Source organism: Kitasatospora albolonga, from assembly GCF_039535905.1.
Taxonomy (GTDB): Bacteria; Actinomycetota; Actinomycetes; order Streptomycetales; family Streptomycetaceae; genus Kitasatospora; species Kitasatospora albolonga.
On sequence record NZ_BAAAYB010000098.1, the window covers coordinates 1 to 22,149 of the forward strand.

Annotated in this window: 18 protein-coding genes; 12 read left to right on the forward strand and 6 right to left on the reverse strand. The window is 73.3% G+C overall.

The annotated features are described in order from the left end of the window. Positions 1-591: 591 nt before the first annotated feature. Together ABD946_RS24150 and ABD946_RS24155 are read left to right on the forward strand one after the other, a co-directional pair. The gene (locus ABD946_RS24150; protein WP_345286919.1) at positions 592-891 is read left to right on the forward strand and encodes a hypothetical protein; all 300 of its coding nucleotides are present in this window, start codon (positions 592-594) and stop codon (positions 889-891) included. A 367-nt stretch (positions 892-1,258) separates the two neighbouring features. After that, on the forward strand, positions 1,259-3,655 hold the full coding sequence (locus ABD946_RS24155) for a SulP family inorganic anion transporter (RefSeq protein WP_345286921.1): 2,397 nt from the start codon (positions 1,259-1,261) through the stop codon (positions 3,653-3,655). 123 nt (positions 3,656-3,778) lie between these two features. Here the strand turns inward: ABD946_RS24155 and ABD946_RS24160 are convergent, their stop codons facing one another. Beyond that, positions 3,779-4,327 (reverse strand): hypothetical protein, encoded by a 549-nt coding sequence (locus ABD946_RS24160; protein ID WP_345286923.1) that lies wholly within the window; start codon positions 4,325-4,327, stop codon positions 3,779-3,781. Positions 4,328-4,835: 508 nt separating this feature from the next. Between ABD946_RS24160 and acs the strand changes: the two genes are divergently transcribed. After that, positions 4,836-6,788, forward strand: a complete 1,953-nt coding sequence (acs, locus tag ABD946_RS24165; RefSeq protein ID WP_345286925.1) for an acetate--CoA ligase — start codon at positions 4,836-4,838, stop codon at positions 6,786-6,788. Between the two features lie 234 nt (positions 6,789-7,022). Here the strand turns inward: acs and ABD946_RS24170 are convergent, their stop codons facing one another. Next, the gene (locus ABD946_RS24170) at positions 7,023-8,192 is read right to left on the reverse strand and encodes a serine hydrolase domain-containing protein (RefSeq protein ID WP_345286927.1); all 1,170 of its coding nucleotides are present in this window, start codon (positions 8,190-8,192) and stop codon (positions 7,023-7,025) included. Positions 8,193-8,594: 402 nt separating this feature from the next. Between ABD946_RS24170 and nhaA the strand changes: the two genes are divergently transcribed. From nhaA to ABD946_RS24190, 4 genes are all read left to right on the forward strand, one after another. Beyond that, positions 8,595-9,893 carry a Na+/H+ antiporter NhaA gene (gene nhaA / locus ABD946_RS24175; RefSeq protein ID WP_345286929.1) on the forward strand — a complete coding sequence of 433 codons (1,299 nt, stop codon included), beginning with the start codon at positions 8,595-8,597 and terminating at the stop codon, positions 9,891-9,893. Between the two features lie 157 nt (positions 9,894-10,050). Continuing rightward, positions 10,051-10,527 carry a phage holin family protein gene (locus ABD946_RS24180; protein WP_345286931.1) on the forward strand — a complete coding sequence of 159 codons (477 nt, stop codon included), beginning with the start codon at positions 10,051-10,053 and terminating at the stop codon, positions 10,525-10,527. A gap of 218 nt (positions 10,528-10,745) precedes the next feature. Beyond that, complete coding sequence (locus ABD946_RS24185) at positions 10,746-11,705, forward strand: alpha/beta fold hydrolase (protein WP_345286933.1); 960 nt, start codon at positions 10,746-10,748, stop codon at positions 11,703-11,705. Between the two features lie 240 nt (positions 11,706-11,945). Next, a complete protein-coding gene (locus ABD946_RS24190) occupies positions 11,946-12,164 on the forward strand; it encodes a hypothetical protein (protein WP_345286935.1) in 219 nt (72 codons plus the stop codon). Positions 12,165-12,177: 13 nt separating this feature from the next. On the opposite strand, the gene ABD946_RS24195 is transcribed toward ABD946_RS24190, so the two are convergent. The 4 genes from ABD946_RS24195 to nth form a co-directional block, all read right to left on the reverse strand. Further along, entirely contained in the window at positions 12,178-12,879 is a 702-nt protein-coding gene (locus tag ABD946_RS24195; protein WP_345286937.1) for a metal-dependent hydrolase, read from the reverse strand. 186 nt (positions 12,880-13,065) lie between these two features. Further along, positions 13,066-14,250, reverse strand: coding sequence for a MarP family serine protease (locus ABD946_RS24200; protein WP_345286939.1), 1,185 nt, complete (start codon positions 14,248-14,250; stop codon positions 13,066-13,068). 211 nt (positions 14,251-14,461) lie between these two features. Beyond that, the gene (locus ABD946_RS24205; protein WP_345287266.1) at positions 14,462-15,112 is read right to left on the reverse strand and encodes an NUDIX hydrolase; all 651 of its coding nucleotides are present in this window, start codon (positions 15,110-15,112) and stop codon (positions 14,462-14,464) included. Positions 15,113-15,123: 11 nt separating this feature from the next. Further along, positions 15,124-15,987 (reverse strand): endonuclease III, encoded by an 864-nt coding sequence (nth, locus tag ABD946_RS24210; RefSeq protein WP_345286941.1) that lies wholly within the window; start codon positions 15,985-15,987, stop codon positions 15,124-15,126. A gap of 401 nt (positions 15,988-16,388) precedes the next feature. Between nth and ABD946_RS24215 the strand changes: the two genes are divergently transcribed. The 5 genes from ABD946_RS24215 to ABD946_RS24235 all read left to right on the forward strand — a co-directional run bounded on the left by ABD946_RS24215 (position 16,389) and on the right by ABD946_RS24235 (position 22,112). Further along, the gene (locus ABD946_RS24215) at positions 16,389-19,064 is read left to right on the forward strand and encodes an ATP-binding protein (protein ID WP_345286943.1); all 2,676 of its coding nucleotides are present in this window, start codon (positions 16,389-16,391) and stop codon (positions 19,062-19,064) included. A gap of 122 nt (positions 19,065-19,186) precedes the next feature. Next, on the forward strand, positions 19,187-20,149 hold the full coding sequence (locus ABD946_RS24220) for a sigma-70 family RNA polymerase sigma factor (protein ID WP_345286945.1): 963 nt from the start codon (positions 19,187-19,189) through the stop codon (positions 20,147-20,149). A 71-nt stretch (positions 20,150-20,220) separates the two neighbouring features. Continuing rightward, positions 20,221-20,709: a carboxymuconolactone decarboxylase family protein gene (locus ABD946_RS24225; protein WP_345286947.1), complete on the forward strand. Its 489-nt coding sequence runs from the start codon at positions 20,221-20,223 to the stop codon at positions 20,707-20,709. A 102-nt stretch (positions 20,710-20,811) separates the two neighbouring features. Next, positions 20,812-21,240: an SRPBCC family protein gene (locus tag ABD946_RS24230; protein ID WP_345286949.1), complete on the forward strand. Its 429-nt coding sequence runs from the start codon at positions 20,812-20,814 to the stop codon at positions 21,238-21,240. A 197-nt stretch (positions 21,241-21,437) separates the two neighbouring features. After that, positions 21,438-22,112 carry a Crp/Fnr family transcriptional regulator gene (locus tag ABD946_RS24235; protein ID WP_345286951.1) on the forward strand — a complete coding sequence of 225 codons (675 nt, stop codon included), beginning with the start codon at positions 21,438-21,440 and terminating at the stop codon, positions 22,110-22,112. Positions 22,113-22,149 lie beyond the last annotated feature (37 nt).

The following is a 22,149-nucleotide window of genomic DNA, read 5'->3' on the forward strand; positions in this document are numbered from 1 at the left end:
CCGGCGCGCACTCTCGCCCGAAGATCAAGGAGTACCTGCGCGGGGAGAACCCACGATGCAGCTCCGCTCCGCGGGTAGGAGGATGATTCGAAGACACTCCGACGTGGCCGGGGCTCCCGGACGTGCGCGGATCTTTTGGAGGCAGAATCCGCTGTCTACGCCATGCCTGCGCGCGGGCCGGTTGGCGCTCGACGAGGAATGGCCGGTCCGCCTGCATGCGGCCACCGGGTCGTTATGCACGCCTGAGGGTAGGGACCTCGGCGGGCCTTGCTGCCACTCCAGGTCGGCGCTGCGCGAGCTTCACCTCTGAAAACCTGCAGGACGGATCCGGACGAGTACTGTGGCGTGACGGACATGACGCCAGCTGCGCTCCGGAATCCTTACGCCTCGGCCTGTTCACCCGCTTCGACCCGACCTTCTGATCGCCGAGCCAAACCGGGCAAGGGACCGTCTCCATCTACCCCAAAGTACAAACAGCGAGTACGCCGGGACTTCCGGGATGGCGATCAGGTTGGTGGGCAACAAGGGTGCAGAGCCCGGACGACCTGGCCATTCCTCCGTCGACGAGGTCCCCCCCCCCCGACAGACCTGATGGCCAGCTTCCGGAAAGTCGGACTCGGGCTACGCCGACTGGAGCAGGGCACAGAGCCCGCACTGCGCGAACTGGATCCCGCCAACCGCGCCGTGCTGGAGGTGCTGCGCGAGCAGGCCGACGCGGCGTTCGACGCCCGCGACCCCCAGCGGTACACCGAGCAGGCCGTCCACTTCCACCTGCGGAACGCGGAGAGCTGGGGCAACGCCAAGACCGGCGTCGACCTGGCCACCCAGGTGGACCGCGGCTTCACGCTCGGCCCGGCGCGGGCCGGCCGGCTGGATGCCGCAGGCGTCTGACGCCCCGTCGGACCAGCAGTCGCACGCACGAGGGCGGCCCCACAGGGGCCGCCCTCGTCTGCTCTGCGGCCGGGCACGCCCCCGGCTGCGGCGCCGTCAGCGCTCCCGGCAGCGATCTCGGGCGCGAACTCTCCCATATTCCCGACTGGTTCGACTACTCCCCATTCGAGTGAATCCAACGCTCGGATCTACCACTCGATTTTACGCTGTGCAAAGCTCTCATTACTCTCGGTTTACCGAGTCTTGATAGTTCAAGGGTGGACACCACCATCCCCGCCACACCGTCGCGACCCACGACAGCCGATCCGATCCCCCGAGCACCACCCCGGACCTGACTGCGTTCGTTCCCCCGGAAAGACGGGCAACCATGACCCTCGACATCTCCTCCGCTCCCATCGCCTCCGACACCACCGACCACGCGCCGCCCCCCGCCGGGGCCCCTGCCCCGCGAGCCTCCCTCCTGCGGGACCTCCCGGCCTCCGTCGTGGTCTTCCTGATCGCCGTTCCGTTCTCCCTCGGCATCGCCCTGGCCACCGGCGCTCCGCTCACCGCCGGCCTGGTGGCCGCCGCCGTCGGCGGCCTGGTCGCCGGCGCGCTCGGCGGAGTGCCGCTGCAGGTGACCGGTCCGTCCGCCGCGCTGACCGTGGTCGTGGCCGGGCTGATCACCCAGTTCGGCTGGTCGCTGACCTGTGCGGTCGTGGTCGTCGCCGGCCTGCTCCAGCTGCTGCTGGGCTCCATCAAGGTGGCCCGGGCGGCACTCGCCGTCTCCCCCGCCATCGTGCACGGCATGCTCGCCGGCGTCGGCCTGACGATCGCCATCGCCCAACTCCACGTGGTGCTGGGCGGATCCCCGCAGAGCGCCGCCCTGGCCAACCTGATCGCGCTCCCCGGTCAGCTCTCCGCCGCCCACCTGCCCGCCCTCGCCGTCGGCGCGCTGGCGATCGTCCTGCTCTTCGGCTGGCCCCGGTTGAGCCGCCTCCCGGGACGGGCCGGGCGGATCGGCGCCCAGGCCACCAGGATCCCCGCCGCCCTGGTCGCGGTCGGCGCCGCCACCGGTCTGTCCGCGGTCCTCGGTCTGACCCTGGCCAAGGTCGAGCTCCCCACCTGGGAGCAGCACGGCATCGCGGCCCTGCCCTCCCTCTCGCTGCTGGAACAGCACTGGCCGACGCTGCTCGCCGCCGCCCTCACCATGACGGTCGTGGCCGGGGTGGAGTCGCTGCTCTCCGCCGTCGCGGTCGGCCGGATGGCCCCCGGTCCGATCGACCTCGACCGCGAGCTGCGCGGCCAGGGCATCGCCAACGTGGTCTCCGGCCTGCTCGGCGGCCTCCCGGTGGCCGGCGGCGCGGTCCGCTCCACCGCCAACATCCGCGCCGGGGCGACCAGTCGGTGGTCCTCCGTGCTGCACGGCGTATGGGTCCTGATCGCCGCGCTGACCCTGGCCACGGGCTTCCGGCACATCCCGCTGGCGGCACTCGCCGCGCTCGTCCTGGTGGTCGGCCTCCAGATGGTCAGCTTCGCGCACATCCGGCGGGTGCACCGGCACCGGGAGTTCCCGGTCTACCTGGTCACCGTGCTCGGCGTGGTGGTGATCGGCGTACCGCTGGGCGTGCTGGTCGGCTGCGCGGTGGCGGGCGTGCTCGCCCTGCACCGGCTGACCAGGGCGCACGTGGACGTGCTGGCCGAGCCCGACGGCTCCTACACCATCCGCACCCACGGCCCGCTGACCTTCGCCGTGGTGCCCCGGCTCAGCCGGACACTGGCCGAGATCCCGCCCGGCACCGCCGTGACGGTCCGCCACGACGGCTCCTTCCTCGACCACGCCGCCTACGAGGAGATGCACACCTGGCGGGCGGGTCACCAGGCCGGCGGCGGGCGGGTCTCGATGCTGACGGAGCCCCACGAGGACGACGTGCTCGACCCCGACGGCACCGTGCGCTCCGGCAGCTCCCCCGGCCCGCACCGTTGCCGCGCCTGGACCCCGTGGGTCGGCCACCACTGCATCGAGCAGGCCGAGGACGATCCTCACGGGCGCCTGCTGGAGGGCGTGCGCGGCTTCCAGCAGCACACCGCCCCGCTGGTCCGCCCCGAGCTGGCCCGGCTGGCCCGTGAGGGCCAGACCCCCTCGCAGCTCTTCCTCACCTGCGCCGACTCCCGGCTGGTCACCAGCATGATCACCAGCAGCGGCCCGGGCGACCTCTTCACCGTGCGGAACGTGGGGAACCTGGTGCCCGCCCCCTACGAGCCCGGTGCTGCCGACGACTCGGTGGCCGCCGCCGTGCAGTACGCGGTCGAGGTGCTGGAGGTCCGCTCCATCACCATCTGCGGGCACTCGGGCTGCGGGGCGATGAAGGCCCTGCTGGACGGCGTGCACGAGCAGACCGGACCGCCCACCCCGCTCGCCCGCTGGCTGCGAAACGGCCGCGGCTCACTGGCCCGGCTGCGCCGGGTGCCCGCAGAGTTCGCCCACCGGCCGGTCAGCGACGAGGCGGAACAGCTCTGCATCACCAACGTGGTCCAGCAGTTGGACCAGCTGCTCGCCCATCCTTCGGTGGAGCGGAGGGTGGCCGAGGGCAGCCTCCGCCTGGTCGGGATGTACTTCGACTTCGCCGACGCCCAGGCCTACGTGCTCGATCCGGCGATCGGTCGCTTCGTCCCGGTCTCCGAGCGACAGCCCGGCGCTGACGACCCGTCGGACTCCCGGCGCCATGTGATCGTCGAGCACCCGTCCACCGAGGAGCTCGCGCCCCGGTCGCTCGCGGCCTGAGCGGCCCGCTCCCGGCAAGCCGGCCCGGCCTCGAACCGCTGCCCGGCGCCGCTCCACCCTCGCCCCGGCACGACCCGGGGCGAGGGAGGCACCGACAGGCCTCGGGAGCATCCGGCGAAACCCCTAGGCCAGGAGGTTGGCCAGGTCCGCCGGAGTCACGTACCCGGGCCAGCGACCGTCGGAGAAGAGGTGGACGCCGGCGTCCTGGTAGCACTGGTCGACCAGTTGGGAGCAGATCATGTGGCGGCTGTCCGCCACGTAGGCCCTGAGCAGCGGGCCGACCGGCAGGTGGAAGCGGTGCGCGGCCAGGGCGAAGTAGTCGGCCACGCTGTACGGGGTGCCGACGTACCCGAGAGCAGCGGCGACGATCGCCCTGCGCTGGTGGTCCGTCAGCGGGAAGCGACCGGTGGACCATCGGACCGGGCGGCCGTCGGTGTAGACCGAGAGGGGGCGCAGTTCGGCCCCGCCCGGCTGGGCCTCGACCAGCTCCTCGTTCCCCACGTAGACGAAGGCGTGCTCGAAGTCGGCGAAACCGTCGCCGTTGAGCCACTGTCCGATCCGGATCGCGCGGCCGCCCCGGCCACCCATCCGGACCACCGCGAAGTCGCCCGGGAGCGGCCGCACTTCGACGGCCGCGGCAGACCCGGGAGCCGGCCCGGGTCCAACGGTCACCGATTCGGAAGACACCTCGGAAGGAGCGCCGGAAGGAGCGTCGGATGAAGGCTTGGAGAGGGGAGATGAGGGTTCGGTCGGCGGGACCGGTGCGGTGGGCATGGCTGTCCCCCTGCCACGGTGGGGAGCGGCCGACCCAGTGCCGGCCGGGCCCCGTCCGCTCTGACAGTGGAGTACCGGCCTGACGAGCCGTCAATGCCTTCCGCAGGCTCACCCCATCCGGTGCCGCCGCCATCTGACAGAGCCTGCGCCGATGTGTCCCCGCCTGCGGCCGCCGCCCCCGGAACCGCCCACCGCAGGCCGGAGGCCCGGAGCCTCCTCACCCCGCCCGGAATCCCCCGCACCCTGTGTCCACCCCCTGGTCACGCGCCGGTCAAAGGTCTACACCAATTAACGGGCGCCTCTTGTCAACATGCCGGTTCGCCTGGTGAGCTGTGCGCTGGGACACACGGGACAATCCCTCCGCACGGGGTTCCCCGCAGCATTGAGACTCGATGAGGAGTGCGCGTTGAGCAACGAGAGCCTGGCCAACCTGCTCAAGGAGGAGCGTCGCTTCGCGCCGCCCGCGGAGCTGGCGGCCAACGCGAACGTCACCGCGGCCGCGTACGCGCAGGCCTCCGAGGACCGGCTCGGCTTCTGGGCCGAGCAGGCCCGCCGCCTCACCTGGGCCATCGAGCCCACCGAGACCCTGGACTGGTCGAACCCGCCGTTCGCCAAGTGGTTCGCCGACGGCACCCTCAACGTCGCCTACAACTGCGTGGACCGCCACGTCGAGGCCGGCAACGGCGACCGCGTCGCCATCCACTTCGAGGGCGAGCCCGGCGACTCCCGCTCCATCACCTACGCCCAGCTCAAGGACGAGGTCTCCCAGGCCGCCAACGCCCTGCTGGAGCTCGGCGTCCGCAAGGGCGACCGCGTCGCCGTCTACCTCCCGATGATCGCCGAAGCCGTCGTCGCGATCCTCGCCTGCGCCCGCATCGGCGCCACCCACTCGGTGGTCTTCGGCGGCTTCTCCGCCGACGCCGTGGCCTCCCGCATCACCGACGCCGACGCCAAGGTCGTCATCACCGCCGACGGCGGCTACCGCCGCGGCAAGCCCTCCGCCCTCAAGCCCGCCATCGACGAGGCCCTCACCAAGGTCGACGGCGTCGAGAAGGTCCTGGTCATCCGCCGCACCGGCCAGGAGGTGCAGTGGACCGAGGGCCGCGACTTCTGGTGGCACGAGCTGGTGGAGCGCCAGTCCACCGACCACACCCCCCAGGCCCACGACGCGGAGCACCCGCTCTTCATCCTCTACACCTCCGGCACCACGGGGAAGCCCAAGGGCATCCTGCACACCTCCGGCGGCTACCTCACCCAGGCCGCCTACACCCACCACGCCGTCTTCGACCTCAAGCCGGAGACCGACGTCTACTGGTGCACCGCCGACATCGGCTGGGTCACCGGCCACTCCTACATCGTCTACGGCCCCCTCGCCAACGGCGCCACCCAGGTCATCTACGAGGGCACCCCCGACACCCCCCACCAGGGCCGGTTCTGGGAGATCGTGCAGAAGTACGGCGTCACCATCCTCTACACGGCGCCGACCGCGATCCGCACCTTCATGAAGTGGGGCGACGACATCCCCGCCAAGTTCGACCTCTCCACCCTGCGGGTGCTGGGCAGCGTCGGCGAGCCGATCAACCCCGAGGCGTGGGTCTGGTACCGCGAGCACATCGGCGCGAACAAGACCCCCATCGTCGACACCTGGTGGCAGACCGAGACCGGCGCCATGATGATCAGCCCGCTGCCCGGCGTCACCGAGACCAAGCCCGGCTCCGCCCAGCGCGCCCTGCCCGGCATCGCCGCCACCGTCGTCGACGACGAGGCCCGCGAGGTCCCCAACGGCTCCGGCGGCTACCTCGTCCTCACCGAGCCCTGGCCCTCCATGCTCCGCACCATCTGGGGCGACGACCAGCGCTACATCGACACCTACTGGTCGCGCTTCGAGGGCCGCTACTTCGCGGGTGACGGCGCCAAGAAGGACGAGGACGGCGACATCTGGCTGCTCGGCCGGGTCGACGACGTGATGCTGGTCTCCGGCCACAACATCTCCACCACCGAGGTCGAGTCCGCCCTCGTCGGCCACCCGTCCGTGGCCGAGTCCGCCGTCGTCGGCGCCACCGACGCCACCACCGGCCAGGCCATCGTCGCGTTCGTGATCCTGCGCGGCAACGCCACCGAGAGCGAGGAGCTCATCGCCGACCTGCGCAACCACGTCGGCAAGACCCTCGGCCCCATCGCCAAGCCCAAGCAGATCAAGGTCGTCAGCGAGCTGCCGAAGACCCGCTCCGGCAAGATCATGCGCCGCCTGCTCCGCGACATCGCCGAAGGCCGCGAGGTCGGCGACACCACCACCCTCGCCGACGCCTCCGTGATGAACACCATCCAGTCGCAGCTCCCGGCCAACGACCAGGGCTGATCACCGGGACAACGGGCTGACGCTCCGCCAGGCCCGCGCCCCCGGCGGAGGGGACGGTCCTGGTGGTGCCCGTGGCACCGGACACCACCAGGACCACCCACACCACCAGGACCACCCGCAGTACCAGAACCGCCCGGACGACCAGGCCCCGGCCGACCAGGCCGACCAAGGTGGCCAGGGCGGCCGCACGACCAGCGCGACCAGGACCGGCCCTCGGTCCCGAGGGAGCCCCCGCTACCCCGCCGCCAGACGGCGCAGCGTCCCGTAGGCGGTCTGGGTGAAGCGCCGCCGCAACCCCGGAAGGGTGCTGGCCATCGCCACCAGCCCCACCTGGGCCACCGGGTTGAAGCCCGCGAAGACCGCCGAGGGCGCCCCGCTCCCGGCACTGTCGCCCCGCCCGACCCGGCCGCGGGCAGAGCCGGTCGAGCCCGAGTGGTACAGCAACTCGCCGTCCTCCACCGGCCGCTGGTTCCACGTCAGGGCGATCCGCACCCCGCCCCTCCCCCCGCTGCCCCTACGCCGCTCCACCCGCGGCAGCCGGACGTCCCGCAGGGCCGAGCGCAGCGCCGCCGCCGCACCGCCCCGCTCCGGGATCGGCACCGCGTCCACCGCCAGGTGGGCCTGGAGGTAGCGCAGCATGTCGTCCGCCGTCGAGCTGAGGGCGGCGGCTCCGGGCAGGGCGGGCAGGCGGAAGGAGGAGACCCGACGCCCGCGCCGGTAGCCGGAGGACGGCTCGCGGTCCTCCGCGCAGGAGGTGTCTACCAGACCGAGCGGGCCGCAGACCCGGCCCGCTAGCAGCTCCTCGTAACGCAGGCCGGCCGCGTTCTCCAGGGCCAGGCCGAGCAGCCCGCAGCCGAGGCTGGAGTAGCGGTACTGCGCACCCGGCATGCCGCGCACGGGTGTTCGGGGCAGCGCGCGGAGCAGGTGCGGGCGGCTGAAGCTCGCGTACGGGTCGGTGAACCAGCGCGGCACGGCCGCCGGGGTCAGGCCGACCGGCAGTCGGGGCAGCCCGGAGGTGTGGGTGGCCAGATGGAGCAGGGTGATCGGGCGCTCCTGCGGGTAGCCGGGGAGCGCGTCGGCCGGGAGGTAGCGGTCGATCGGGTCCTCGTAGCGGACTTCGCCCCGGGCCACCATCTCGGCGAGGAGCAGTCCGGTGAAGGTCTTGGTGACGGAGCCGAGGGCGAAGCGGGTGTCGGCGCGGACGGGACGGGAGCCGGAGCGGTCGGCGTAACCCCGGCAGACCACCGTCCGTTCGCCGCCCCGGATGACGGCGACGGCGATTCCGCCGCCCGGCGCCGCACCGCTGAAGAGCGGTCGGAGCAGCTGGGCGAGTTCGGGGGAGAGCGGCGAGGTGGGCGGCGGCGCGGACGGGGCGGGTATGGGAGAGGGTTGCTGACTGACCATCACGTGCTCCCGGAGGGACGAGCTGGCGCCCCTGCTGGGCGGCACACTGCCCTGACCATAGGAACGCCCCGGGAGCGTCGCACGACGCTGCGGCCATTCGAGCGAGCGCACGTCCAGCGCACGGCGAGCGCGCCCCGGGTGGTGCCCTTGCGTCGCCCCGACGGTGCCCGGGAACGGTGCCACGGCAGTCGGAGCGCACTCCGAGTGCACGAGCGGAAGGTGGCGGCGTTCATAAAATAGGCAAACCGGACGCCGCCTCTGGGTTCCCGAACCGAGCCCGATAAGCTGTCAAAAACACAACAAGATCTCCGAGGCGCGCCGGGAAGTCTGGTCGGCACCACACCACCCGTGTGTCCACGCCCGTGGCCACACCCCGCCGCCCCGCCCTGGAGGTCCGCCACCGTGGCCACGCCGCCGCCCACCCCGACCCGCCGTCAGCTCCTCGGCAGGCTCTCGCTCCCCGAGCGGACGTACATCGCCGACGCCCTGCGCACCGAGACCGTGGGCGGAGTCCTCCTCCTGTTGGCCGCGACCGCCGCGCTCATCTGGGCGAACGTCTGGCCGGACGCGTACGAGAGCGTCAAGGAGTTCACGGTCGGGCCGTCCGCGCCGCTCCACCTCGACCTCTCCCTGGACGCCTGGGCCAAGGACGGCCTGCTGACGATCTTCTTCTTCGTGGCCGGGATCGAGTTGAAGCGCGAGTTCGTGGCCGGTGAGCTGCGTAATCCCGCGGCCGCCGCGCTGCCGGTGGTGGCGGCGGCCTGCGGCGTCGCGCTGCCCGCGGTCGTCTACACACTGGCCAACGCGGGGCCCGGCGGTCACCCGGCCGGCTGGGCGATCCCGACCGCGACCGACATCGCCTTCGCGCTCGGCGTGCTGGCGGTGGTGGGCAGTCACCTCCCGTCCGCGCTGCGGGCGTTCCTGCTCACCCTGGCCGTGGTGGACGACCTGATCGCCATCCTGATCATCGCGGTGTTCTACAGCTCGGGCATCAAGTTCTGGGCGCTCGGGCTCTCCTTCGCCGGGCTGGTGCTGTTCTGGTTCCTGCACCGCCGTGGAGTCCACGGCTGGTACCTGTTCGTGCCGCTGGGCGTGGCGATCTGGGCACTGATGCACGAGAGCGGGGTGCACGCCACGGTGGCCGGCGTGGCGATGGGCCTGATCCTGCGCTGCCACCGGGAGGAGGGCGAGAAGGTCTCCCCCGGCGAGCACATCGAGCACCTGGTGCGGCCGCTGTCGGCCGGCTTCGCGGTGCCGGTGTTCGCCCTCTTCGCCGCCGGTGTGACGGTGTCCGGCAGTGCACTCGAGGAAGTGTTCACCCAGGCGACGCCGCTCGGGATCGTGCTCGGGCTGCTGATCGGCAAGACCGTCGGCATCTTCGGCGGCACCTGGCTGGCCGCCCGCTTCACCCGGGCCGAACTGAACCCGCAACTCAAGTGGGCCGACCTGTTCGCGGTCTCGGTGCTGGCCGGGATCGGCTTCACCGTCTCGCTGCTGATCAGCGAGCTGGCCTTCCCCGGCGACCCGGAGCTGGCCGACCGGGCCAAGGCTGCCGTGCTGGTGGGTTCGCTGCTCTGCGCGCTGATCGCCACCGTGCTGCTGAAGCTCCGCAACCGGCACTACCGCGCGCTCTGCGAGGAGGAGGACCGGGACTCCGACGGCGACGGCATCCCGGACGTCTACCAGCAGCAGGCGACCTGACGCCGAGCCACCTGACGACCCGTCGAACCCTCACGAGTGACACGCCGTCGCCCCCGGGGTGCCCCGGAGTGGTGCCGGACTGGCCGGTAGAGGCATGATTCAGAGCTGTCGGTACCGAACGCCGAGGACCGCAGCCCAAGCCGAAGGAGACCCGCTGATGCCCGCAGGAACCGCAGACCCCATCGGCGACGGACGGGCGCCCTACGAGGGCGAGCGTTCGGTGGGCCAGCTCTTCGCCGCGGCCACCGCCGACCTCTCCGCCCTGGTGCACGACGAGATCGCGCTCGCCAAGGCCGAGATCCGCCAGGACGTGAAGCGCGGTGTCTCCGGCGGCGTCTCGCTGATCGTCGCGGGCGTGGTGGCGCTGGCCGCCGTGCCGATGCTGAGCGCCGCCGCCGCGTACGGCCTGCACGCGCTGGGGCTCTCGCTCGGCTGGTCCTTCCTGATCGTGGCCGGCGCCTACCTGCTGCTGGCCGTGCTGCTCGGCCTGCTGGCGCTGCGCTCGTTCAAGCGGATCGAGAAGCCGCGCCGCACCATCGAGGGCGCGCAGAAGACCGCCGACGTGCTGAAGAACGCCCGGCCGCGCCCGGCCACCCAGGAGGAGATCGACCGGGGCCTCGGCCGCATCCGCTGAGCCCCCGTCAGAGGGCCCGAGCGGCGAGCGGACGGCCCGAGCACGGGGCCGAGCACGGGCCCGAGCCGAGGCCGCGAACTGACGACCGCGAGCAGGGGCACCCGCCAGCCACCCGCCGTCCGCCACCCGCCGTCCACCATCCGCCGTCCGCCACCCGGAAGCCGGCCGGACCGAGTGCCGGGCGGCCGATCCGCCGTCGGGTGTGACAGGCTCTCGGTATGTCGCTGACCGCCAACAGGCCGACCCCCGGAACGAGAGCCGTCGAGATCGCCGAGACCCCCTGGGAGCTGCGTTCGGCCGGGCCGTGGTCCCACCGCGACCTGGCGGCGAACGGCGCCCGGTTCCACATCGCCGAGGTCGGCGAGGGCCCACTGGTGCTGCTGGTGCACGGCTGGCCCGAGTACTGGTGGGCCTGGCGGCACCAGTTGACCGCGCTGGCCGAGGCCGGGTTCCGGGCGGTGGCGCTGGACCTGCGCGGGGTCGGCGGCAGCGACCGCACCCCGCGCGGCTACGACCCCGGCAACCTGGCGCTCGACATCACCGGCGTGATCCGCTCCCTGGGCGAGCGCCAGGCCCACCTGGTCGGCCACGCGATGGGCGGTTCGCTGGCCTGGGTGGCGGCCGTGATGCGGCCCTCGGTGATCCGCAGCCTGACCGTGGTCTCCGCCGCGCACCCGCGCCACCTGCGCCGTGCGCTGCTGACGGACCGTCGGCAGATGGCCGCCTTCGACCACGTCCTGAGCTTCCAGCGCCCCTGGGTGCCCGAGCGCAAGCTGGTGGCGGACGACGGCGCCCTGGTGGGCGAGTACCTGAACGCCTGGACCGGCCCCAACCAGCTGGGCCCCGACGCCCTGCACGCCTACCGGCAGGCCATCCAGATCCCCAGCACTGCGCACTGCTCGATCGAGCCGTACCGCTGGCTGCTGCGCTCGATGGCCCGCCCGGACGGCATCCAGTTCGCCCGCCGGATGAAGCGTCCGATCACCGCGCCGACCCTGCACGTCCAGGGCGCGGCCGACCCGGTGCTGCTCTCCCACACCGCGCTGGGCGCCGGGGAGTACGTCGAGGCGCCGTACCGGTGGCGGCTGCTGCCCGGGGTCGGGCACTACCCGCACGAGGAGGTGCCGGAGCAGTTCTCGGCGGAGCTGGTCTCCTGGGTGCGCGAGCACCAGCCCTGACGGGCCCTGCCCTCCGGCCCTGACGGCCCCAAGGTCCAGCCTCGAGATCCACCCCCGACGCCCCGACCTGACAACGGTCCTGACGGAGCAGCGGGCCTCCGTCCGGAGGTCGACGGAGCCCGCAGACCGTCCTGACGGAGTCTCATATCGGCAGACTCATATGACAATCGCATAGGCCAGGCGACCATCCGGTAGCGATTAGCCCGCCCGGAGCGCGGGCATCCATCCGGTATGACCTGGATGCCCGATCGCGAAGCTGTCACGCGCCGACGCCGCCGTGCCGACAGCCCGCAGTACCCCTACCCCGAGACCCAAGCCGTCGACTGGCCGCGCGAGTACGACGGCCACAGCCGGATCGGCCGCCAGCGCCAGGCCGGCGACGAGCACCCGTTGGGAATCCCGCGCATCCTCGGGCGGCGCGCCCGCTGGGTCGGGGCGCGCCTGCGCCGCGAGGGCTAGTTCGGAGCAGGCGCTAGCTGAGGACCGTCGGCGAGACGGCGGTGAACCAGAGCAGCACGAAGGTGGCCACCGACATGATCGGCACCAGCACCTTGGTCTCCACGGCGTTGCCGCTGCGCTTGATCAGCACCGTCTCGTAGCGCTCCTTGTGCGGCCAGAGCAGCGGCGCGCCCTTCTTGGTGAGGCAGTCGCCCAGCAGGTGGGCCAGCGTGCCGAGGGCCACCGCGTACGGGAGCCAGCCGGGGGCGCTGGGCAGCCAGGTGTCCATGCCGGCGGTGCCGAGCACGGAGAGGCCGACGATGGTGATCCACATCGTCGGACCGTCGCCGGGCGGGTGCAGCCGCAGGGCCCGGATGGCCAGGGCGAGCAGGAAGAACGTCGTGCCCAGGGTGAAGTTGCGGCCCAGGTAGGTGATGCCCGCCCAGGTGCCCCCGCCCATCAGGGCGACGAAGAGCAGCGAGTGGGTGGCGTGCCGGTGTCCGCCGGAGGCCCAGGCCACGAAGCGGCAGAGCAGCCGGGAGACCGGGCCGAGGAAGTTGGCGATGGTGCCGTCGTGGTGGTCGAGGTCCGGCAGCAGCGCCGCGCCGGCTGCCAGGACGGTGCCCATCAGGACGTCGGCGGGCGCCAGGTGGACGCCGAACAGCACCGGCGCCAGGAACGGTGCGGTGCCCGCGTACAGCATCGCCCCGCTGACCGCGTGCGAGTGACCCATCATGGCCGGTCGTCCTCCGTCGTCCCAGCTCGCTGACCCGTCGTCGGCTCGTCCGCCCCGCACGGCAGTTGAGCCGAACGGGTGAGCTCGGGGCGACGCTACCAGCCACGGCCCGCAGAACGGCGGAGGTCGGGAACGCGATCGGACGCGCCCCGTCCGCCCCCGGGCCGGAGGCGGACGGAGGGGCCGTCAGAGCGCGCAGCCCTCGGTGTCCACCCGCCCGGTCGCGGAGGCGCCCGCCACCGCCTCGCCCTGCACCTCGGCGGCGGTGAGCACGTACCCGGTGTCCGAACTGTCCAGCGACTTGGCGAACACCACGCCGAAGACCTTGCCCTCCGGGCTCAACAGCGGTCCACCGCTGTTGCCCTGACGGACCAGCGAGCGGATCGAGTAGATGTCCCGGACCACCTGACCCCGGTGGTAGATGTCCGAGCCGGTGGCCTTGATCCGGCCGCGGATGCGGGCGGGCTGGACGTTGAAGGCACCGTTCTCCGGGAAGCCGGCCACGATCGCGCTGTCGTTGCTCTTCGCCTCGTCGGCGAACTCCAGCGCCGGTGCGTCCAGCTTGGGGACGTCCAGCACCGCGATGTCGCGCTGCCAGTCGTAGCGGACCACGGTGGCGTCGTAGAGCTTGCCGGTGCCGCCGACCTGCACGGTCGGCTCGTCGACGCCGCCGACCACGTGGGCGTTGGTCATCACCCGGTGCGGGGCGAAGACGAAACCGGTGCCCTCCAGGGTCTTGCCGCAGGCGGTGGCGGTGCCGACCACCTTCACCAGGCTCTGCCGGGCCCGGGTCACCACCGGGCTGGCCGCGAGCGCCGGATCGGGCGGGCTGACCTCGGTGATCTGCTCCCGCTCGAAGGGGTTGAAGACCTGGGGGAAGCCGTTCCTGGCCAGTGCGTGGGTGAAGTCGCGGAACCAGTTCGGCGCGGAGGCGGGCAGCGTCGCCTGCACCCCGCCGAGCACCTGCGAACTGCGGACCTGCTTGGAGACCGTCGGCATCGAGGTGCCCGCCAGGGCCGATCCGATCAGCCAGGCCACCAGCAGCATCGAGATCACGTTGACCACGGAGCCGCCGATCGCGTCCAGGGTGCGGGCCGGGCGGCGGCCGATGTGCCCGCGCAGCTTCCACCCGAAGTGCGTGGTGACCGCCTGGCCGACCGCCGCGAAGACGATCACCACCAGCACCGCCACCACCGAGGCCACCGTGCCGGGGTCCAGGTGGCGCAGCAGCAGCGGCAGCAACTGGACGGCGATCAGACCGCCGCCCAGGAAACCGAGCACCGACAGCACGCCGACCACGAAGCCCTGCCGGTAGCCGGTGACGGCGAAACCCAGCGCGGCGACGATCAGCAGAAGATCCAGGACGTTCACCCGGCTACCCTCCCACGGGTCGCCGCCCGAATGGCCGAAGGCCCGGACAAAGCCGGATCCCGACGCCGCAGAACCGCCGGTCCCGCCGCGGATCCCGATCGGGCCCCCGGCCGAGCCCCAGGCTGGGCCCCCGGCCGGGCCGCCGGCCGAGCCGCTGGCCGAGCCGCCGGCCGAACCCCCGGACACGGCCCCGGCCGGCCGTGACCCGGCGTCAGAGGCTCAGCGTGCGGGAGGCGTCCCACTCCCGCTCCAGACCGCTGTAGTGCAGCACCCGGTCGATCACCCCGGCCGTGAACCCCCAGACCAGCCGCCCCGCCACCTCGAAGGCCGGGCCGACGTGCCCGGAGGGGTGCCGCAGCCTGGCCCGGTTGGCCGGGTCGGTCAGTTCGGTGATCGGCACCCGGAACACCGCACCGGTCTCGGCCAGGTCCACCGGGGCGACCGGCGTCTCGCGCCGCCACCACCCCAGCACCGGCGTCACCACGAAGCCGCTCACCGGGATGTAGAGCGCGGGCAGGGTGGCGAAGACCTGCACCCCGCTCGGGTCAAGCCCGGTCTCCTCCTCCGCCTCGCGCAGCGCGGCCGCCACCGGGCCGTCGCCCTGCGGATCGCCGTCCTCCGGATCCAGCGCGCCGCCGGGGAAGGAGGGCTGGCCGGCGTGCGAGCGCAGTGCCCGGGCCCGCTCGATCAGCAGCAGGTCGGGACCGGACGGACCGTCACCGAACAGCACCAGCACCGCCGACGCGCGACCGCCCTCGGCCGGCGGCAGGAAGCGGCTCAGCTGCTCCGGCCGGACGGTCTCCGCCGCCTCGCGCACGGGCACCAGCCACTCCGGCAGCCCGTCCCGCTCCACCCGCACCATCTGACGACCGGTCACTCCGCCTCAGCCTCCCCCACGGACACCCACCCCGCCGGACGGGCGGGTTCGCCAGGGTAGTCGGCCGGGGGCCTCAGCCGCTGTCCCGGCTGGCCGCCCTTCTCGTACTTCAGCAACTTCGCGGCCTTCTCCGGATCGATCTCGCCGACCCCGTACGAGGGGCAGAGCGCGGTGATCGGGCAGGCCCCGCAGGCCGGGCGGCGGGCGTGGCAGATCCGGCGGCCGTGGAAGACCACCCGGTGCGAGAGCATCGTCCACTCCGACTTCGGGAAGATCTCCGCCACGGTGGCCTCGACCTTCACCGGGTCCTCGTCCTCGGTCCAGCCGAACCGCCGGGCCAGCCGCCCGAAGTGGGTGTCCACGGTGATGCCGGGGACGCCGAAGACGTTGCCCAGCACCACGTTGGCGGTCTTGCGGCCGACGCCCGGCAGCGTCACCAGGTCCTCCAGCCGGCCCGGCACCTCGCCGCCGAAGTCGTCCCGCAGCGCGATCGACAGCCCGATCAGCGACTTGGCCTTGGACCGGAAGAAGCCCGTCGGCCGGATGACCTCCTCCAGCTCCTCCGGCACCGCCGCCGCCATGTCCTCCGGCGTCGGGTACTTCGCGAACAGCGCCGGAGTGGTCTGATTCACCCTCAGGTCGGTGGTCTGCGCCGACAGCACCGTCGCCACCAACAGCTCGAAGGGGCTCTCGAAGTCCAGCTCCGGGTGCGCGTACGGGTACACCTCCGCCAACGCCCGGTTGATCCTCCGCGCCCGCCGCACCATCCCCAGGTGCGTCTCCGGCTTCCCCGGCTTCGCGGCCGCCCGCTTCACGGCCGGCTTCGGCTCCGCCGTCTTCCCGGCCTTGCTCTCAGTCATGCTCCGCAGGCTACGCCGGGCGGGACGCCTCGGGGGCCGGCTCGGGCTCGACCGACCCCTACGGGGCCGGCAACCACCCACGAGCACGGCGCCGAGGGTCAGCCTGCCCGGCACCATGTACTCCGTCACCACGTGGGCCGCGCACGCCCTGGCCGAGAACGTCCGGCTCCTGGTGGCCGGGGACGGCATCGGCGTCGGCGTCGGCGTCGGCGTCACCCTCGTCGCCCCGGACGTGGTGGACACCCCCTTCCGTGACGAGCGCGGCGGCATCCCCGTGGTGGCACCCGTGCTGACGGCAGCCCGCGGAGGAGTGCCGGGCCCGCAACGGCAAGTACGTCCCATCGGCACCGGCGCGGCGCTAGCCTCGGCCGGGGGGAGAGTCCGGCGCCGAGGGGGACACCGTGGGGGCAGCTCAGGAACGGGCCGCGCTGTACGAGCGCGAGGCGGAGACCAGGGCCGCGGAGGAGGCGGTCCGGGCGCTCTGCGACCCCACCGGGGCGGCCGGGATCGGCGGGCTGCTGCTCTACGGCGGGCCGGCCGGGGTCGGCAAGACGGCGCTGGTCACCGAGGTCCGCCGGCTGGCGAAGCGGGCGGGCTGCACGGTGCTGTTCGCCCGGGGCGGCGAGCGCCGTCGCAACGAACCCTTCCACGTGGTGCGGCAGTTGCTGCAGCCGGCGCTGGCCGGGCTGGGCGAGGACGGGCAGCGGCAGGTCACCGGCCACTGGCACGAGGTGGTCGGCCCCGCCGTCGGCCTGCTGCCGCCCGTCGGGGCGCCCGACCCGCAGGGCGTCCGCGACGGCCTGGACTTCGTCCTGGTCCAACTCGCCCGGCTGCTGGAGCCGTTGGTGGTGGTCGTGGACGACCTGCACTGGGCCGATCCGGAGTCGCTCGGCTGGCTGGCCGCCTTCGCGGGGCGGGCCCGGGAGCTCCCGGTGCTGCTGGTGGCCGCCTGCCGCGACCGGTCCGACGAGTTGCCCGACCGGACCCCGGACCTGCTGCGGGGCATCCGGGAGAGCGCCGACCGGCTGCACGAACTGCGCCCGTTGCGGCCGGACTCGGTGGCCGGCCTGGTCCGCGACTCGCTCGGGGAGCAGGCGGACGAGGCCTTCTGCCGTCAGGTCTGGGCGGTCACCGGCGGCAACCCGTTCGCGACCGGGGCGCTGCTGCGCGAGGTGCACGAGCAGGGGCTGGCCCCGGTCGCCGGCAACGCCGGGCAGCTGCGCGAACTCGCCTCGGACACCCTGGGCCTGACGCTGGACCACTGGCTGTCCAGGCTCGGGCCGAGCACCCTCCGGTTCGCCTGGGCGGCCGCGCTGCTCGGCACCGGGATCCGCCCGGACCTCGCGGCGGCCATCTCCGCCCAGGGGCCGGACACCGCCGCCGACTCGGTCCGCGAGCTGCGTCGGCAGCGCGTGCTGACCAGCACGGCCGACGGGCGGCTGGAGTTCGTCCACCCGCTGATCGCCACCTCGGTCTACCGGTCCATTCCGCCCGCCGTCCGCACCGGCATGCACGGCGTCGCCGCCACTGCGATCGAGAACGCGGGCCTGGGCCTGCTCGCCGCCTCCCGTCACCTGCTGGAGACGCTGCCCGACGGCGACCCGGAGACGGTGCACCGCCTGCGCCGGGCCGCCGCCGAACACCTGGCCACCGGCGCCCCCGAGGCGGCGCAGCGCTGCCTCCGACGGGCGATGAGCGAGCCGCCGGACGGGACGGAGCGCGCCGCGGTGCTGTACGAGCTCGGCTGTTCGGCGCTGCTGACCGACCCGGCCACCACCGTGAACCAGCTCCGGCTGGCCCTGGACGAGGAGCCGGGGCTCACCGCCGCGCTCCGGGTGGACGCCACCTTCCGGCTGGCCCAGGCACTGGCCCACAGCAACCGGCTGCGCGAGGCCGCCGCGGCCTGCGCCGAGGAGGCCGCCCGGACCGCCCCCGGACCGGGGCGCGGGCGGCTGGAGGTGGCGGCGCTGATGTTCGCGGCGTTCCAGGCCGAGGAGGTGGACGGGCCCGACCGCTTCCGGCGCTTGGAGGAGTACGCCCGGAGCCACGCCCGGGCCGACGGGACGGACCCGGCCGTCTCGGTGCTGCGCTGCTGGGAGCTGGTCCTCCGGGGCGGCGACGCCACCCGGGCGGTCGCGCTGGCGGAGTGGGTCCTGGAGGACGGCCGGCTCCCCTCCGAGCTCGGCTGGACCAACACCACCTGGGGCTTCGAACTCCCCGGTGTGCTCGGCATCGCCTACCTCTACGCGGACCGGGCGGACCGGGCCCGGGCCCTGTTCGACGAGGCGGTGCTGGCCTACCAGGTGGCCGGCTGGAGCGGTGGGCACCTGGGGTTCGCGCTGTTCCTGACCGGCCTGCTCCACTTCCGCTGCGGCGACCTCGCCGAGGCCGAGCAGCTGCTGCGGCGCTCGCTGCGGATCGCCGAGCGGATCGCGCCGGGCATCCCGCTGCAGTGGTTCGCCGTCGGGGTGCTGGCCGACACGCTGCTCGCCCGTGGCCGGCCCGAGGAGGCCTGGAACCTCGCGCGGCGGTACGCCTTCGAGCCGCCGTTCCCCACGGTGATGGTGCTGCCCGACGCCCCGACCCTGTACGGCCGGCTGCTGCTCGCCCGGGGCGACGCCGCCGCGGCCGTCGAAGCGCTGACCCGGGCCGGAGCGGCCCTGGACGCCCGTGGCTGGCGCAATCCGGTCTGGGCTCCCTGGACCGGCCACCTGGCCCTCGCCCTGCTGCCCCAGGACCCGGACCGGGCAAGGGAGTTGGCCGCAGAGTCGGTGCGCCGCGCCGAGGAGTTCGGCCCCGGCGCGGCGGTGGGCAGCGCCCTGCGGCTGGCCGCCGCGGTGCACGACGGGCCGCGCGCGCTGCCCCTCCTGGAGGAGGCGGTCCGGCGGCTGGAGCACTCCCCCGCCCGCTACGAGCACGCCCTCGCCCTGGTCGACCTCGGCACGGCGCTGGCCCGGGCCGGCCGCCCGGCCGAGGCCCGGCCCCGCTTCGAGGAGGGGCTGGCACTGGCCCGGCGCTGCGGGGCCGACGGCCTGGCCGACCGGGCACACGCCGCACTGTCGGACCCGGCCCGCTGACCTCGCCCGCTGACCCGGACCGCTGACCTCGCCCGCTGACCGGGGCCGCGCCCCGTCGGAGCGCTGGGGTAGCGTCGGCGGTCGACCGATCAGCAGGTCGACAGCGGCGACGGGGGGACCGGATGGCGGTCACGGCGGAGGTCGAGCAGGAGCTCGAAGGGTACCGGCGGGAGCTCACGGGCTACTGCTACCGGATGCTGGGGTCGGCCTTCGAGGCCGAGGACGCCGTGCAGGAGACGATGATCCGCGCCTGGCGCGGCCACCGGGGCTTCGAGGGCCGGGCCGCACTGCGCACCTGGCTGTACCGGATCGCCACCAACGTCTGCCTGGACGCCCTGAAGGGCCGTCAGAAGCGGGCCCGGCCGATGGACCTCACCGGCCCGGTGCCGGTCGCCGAGGCGTACGGGACCCAGCTGCCCGAGGTCACCTGGATCGGCCCGGTGCCGGACGCCTGGGTGCTGGCCGGGGACCCGGCCGAACTGGCCGCGCAGCGCGAGTCGGTCCGGCTGGCCTTCGTCGCGGCGCTCCAGCGGCTGGCCCCCCGGCAGCGTGCGGTGCTGATCCTGCGCGAGGTGGTGGGCTGGTCGGCGGCCGAGGTGGCGGAGCTGCTGGAGACCACCGTGGCCTCGGTCAACAGCGCGATGCAGCGCGCCCGTTCGGCCCTGGCCGCGCAGCCGGGGACGGACACCGAGCCGGCCGCGCCGCTCGACCCCGGCCAGCGCGAGCTGCTGGAGAAGTTCGTCTCCGCCTTCGAGAGCTTCGACCTGGACCGGCTGGCCGCCCTGCTGCACGAGGACGTGGTCCTCTCCATGCCGCCGTTCGAGATGTGGCTCCGCGGCCTGGACCAGTACCTGCTCTGGCTGCACGGCCCGGGCGGCGGCTGCCGCGGCTCCCGCCTGCTCCCGGTCTCCGCCAACGGCGCCCCGGCCTTCGCCCAGTACCGCCCCGACCCGGCCGGCGGCTTCCTGCCCTGGGCGCTCCAGGTGCTGGACGTCCGGGACGGCCGGATCACCGGGCTGAACAACTTCCTGAACACCGACGCGCTGTTCCCGCTCTTCGGCCTGCCGCCCCGCCTGGACGACTGACCGGCCGTCACACTTCCGCGCTCCCGTCCGTCGGTGTGGTGAAGGCCCCGACAGAGACGAGGAACCCCGTCATGACCGCGCAGTCGATCTCCCGGATGCCCGACCCCGGCCGGTTCGTCCCCGAGCTGGCCGAGGTCAGCACCGCCCTCTTCAAGGCCACGGGCAACCGCTCGGTGCCCCGGACCACGATCAACCTGGTGCACCTGAGGGCCGGTCAGATCGTCCACAACACCTACCTGACCACCCTCAACACCGGCTTCCTCCGCAAGGCCGGCGAGACCGAGGAGCGCATCACCGCCGTCTCCTCCTGGCAGGACGCGCTCTGCTTCACCCCGGCCGAGCGCGCCGCGCTGGCCCTGGTGGAGGCGACCCTGCAGCCCGCCCCGCCCGGACGCGAGCGGGTCACCGACGAGCTGTACGCCGAGGTGGCCGCGCACCACGACGAGAAGGCGATGGCCACCCTGACCATCGCGATCGGCCAGATCAACTTCTTCGTCGCGCTGGCCGTCATCGGCAAGCCGATGCCCGTCACCTCGCTCGCCCAGCGCCAGTGGGAGTGAACCCGCCGAAGAACCTCCGCCGGGACCGATGAGTCCGGCCGGGGTCGGCGGTCCACCCCTGCGAGGGGCTCGTCCGGAGCCCCGCGACACAGGGAGTACGACATGACCGACCTCGGCGAGCTCACCATCGACCGCGTCCTCCGGGCCGACCGCGCGGACGTCTTCCACGCCTACGTCACCCCGGAGCGCTTCGTGGACTTCTGGGGCCCGGAGGGCACCCACGTCCCGTTGGAGAGCGTCACCATCGAGCCGTTCGCGGGCGGGCGGTTCGAGAGCACCATGGTGGTCGACGGGACGGACCGGAGCTTCCCGCTCGACGCCGTCTTCGAGACCGTCACCGAGCCGGAGCTGCTGGTCTTCCGGGTCCGGGGGACCACGATGCGCAGCGCGATCCACCTCACCGACCTGGGCGACGGCCGCACGGCCGTCCGGCTGCACCAGACCGAGGTGCCGCCGCAGTACCTCGGCCCGCAGGCCGAGGCCGGCCTGAACTCCTCGCTCGACCGCCTGGCCGCCCACCTGGCGGGGTGAAGGGTCCGGCGCCACCGCTGCGGCGTACGGGTGAACGAACCCTCACGGCGGTAGCCGACCGGCCGTGATGAGTACAAATGGCCCCGTACCGTACCCCCGGCCAGCACCCCTCCTCATATGATCGGAGCGACATGCGTCATCCTTGGTGATGCAAGTCATGACCGGATGCACCATCCACCACCAGCAGGAGGAAGCACGTGGACGACGTTCTGCGGCGTGCCGCGCTGTTCGCGGCTCTCGATGACGAGCAGGCCAGCGAGCTGCGTGCCTCCATGACCGAGGTGACGCTGGCCCGCGGCGAGTCGCTCTTCCACGAGGGCGACCCGGGCGACCGCCTCTACGTCGTCGCCGAGGGCAAGGTGAAGCTGCACCGCGCCTCGCCGGACGGCCGGGAGAACATGCTGGCCGTGCTCGGCCCCAGCGAGATGATCGGCGAGCTGTCGCTCTTCGACCCGGGCCCGCGCACCGCCACCGCCAGCGCGCTGACCGAGGTGAAGCTGCTCGGCCTCGGCCACGGCGACCTCCAGCCCTGGCTGCACGCCCGTCCCGAGGTCTCCATCGCGCTGCTGCGGGCCATCGCCCGCCGCCTGCGCCGGACCAACGACGTGATGTCCGACCTGGTCTTCTCCGACGTGCCCGGCCGGGTGGCCAAGGCGCTGCTGGACCTGTCGCGCCGCTTCGGCGTGCAGTCCGAGGAGGGCATCCACGTCGCCCACGACCTCACCCAGGAGGAGCTGGCCCAGCTGGTCGGCGCCTCCCGCGAGACGGTCAACAAGGCGCTGGCCGACTTCGCCGGCCGCGGCTGGCTGAAGCTGGAGGCCCGCGCGGTGGTGCTGCTGGACGTCGAGCGCCTCTCCCGCCGCTCGCGCTGACGCGACATCAGGAAGGCCCCCGGGACCTCTTCGGTCC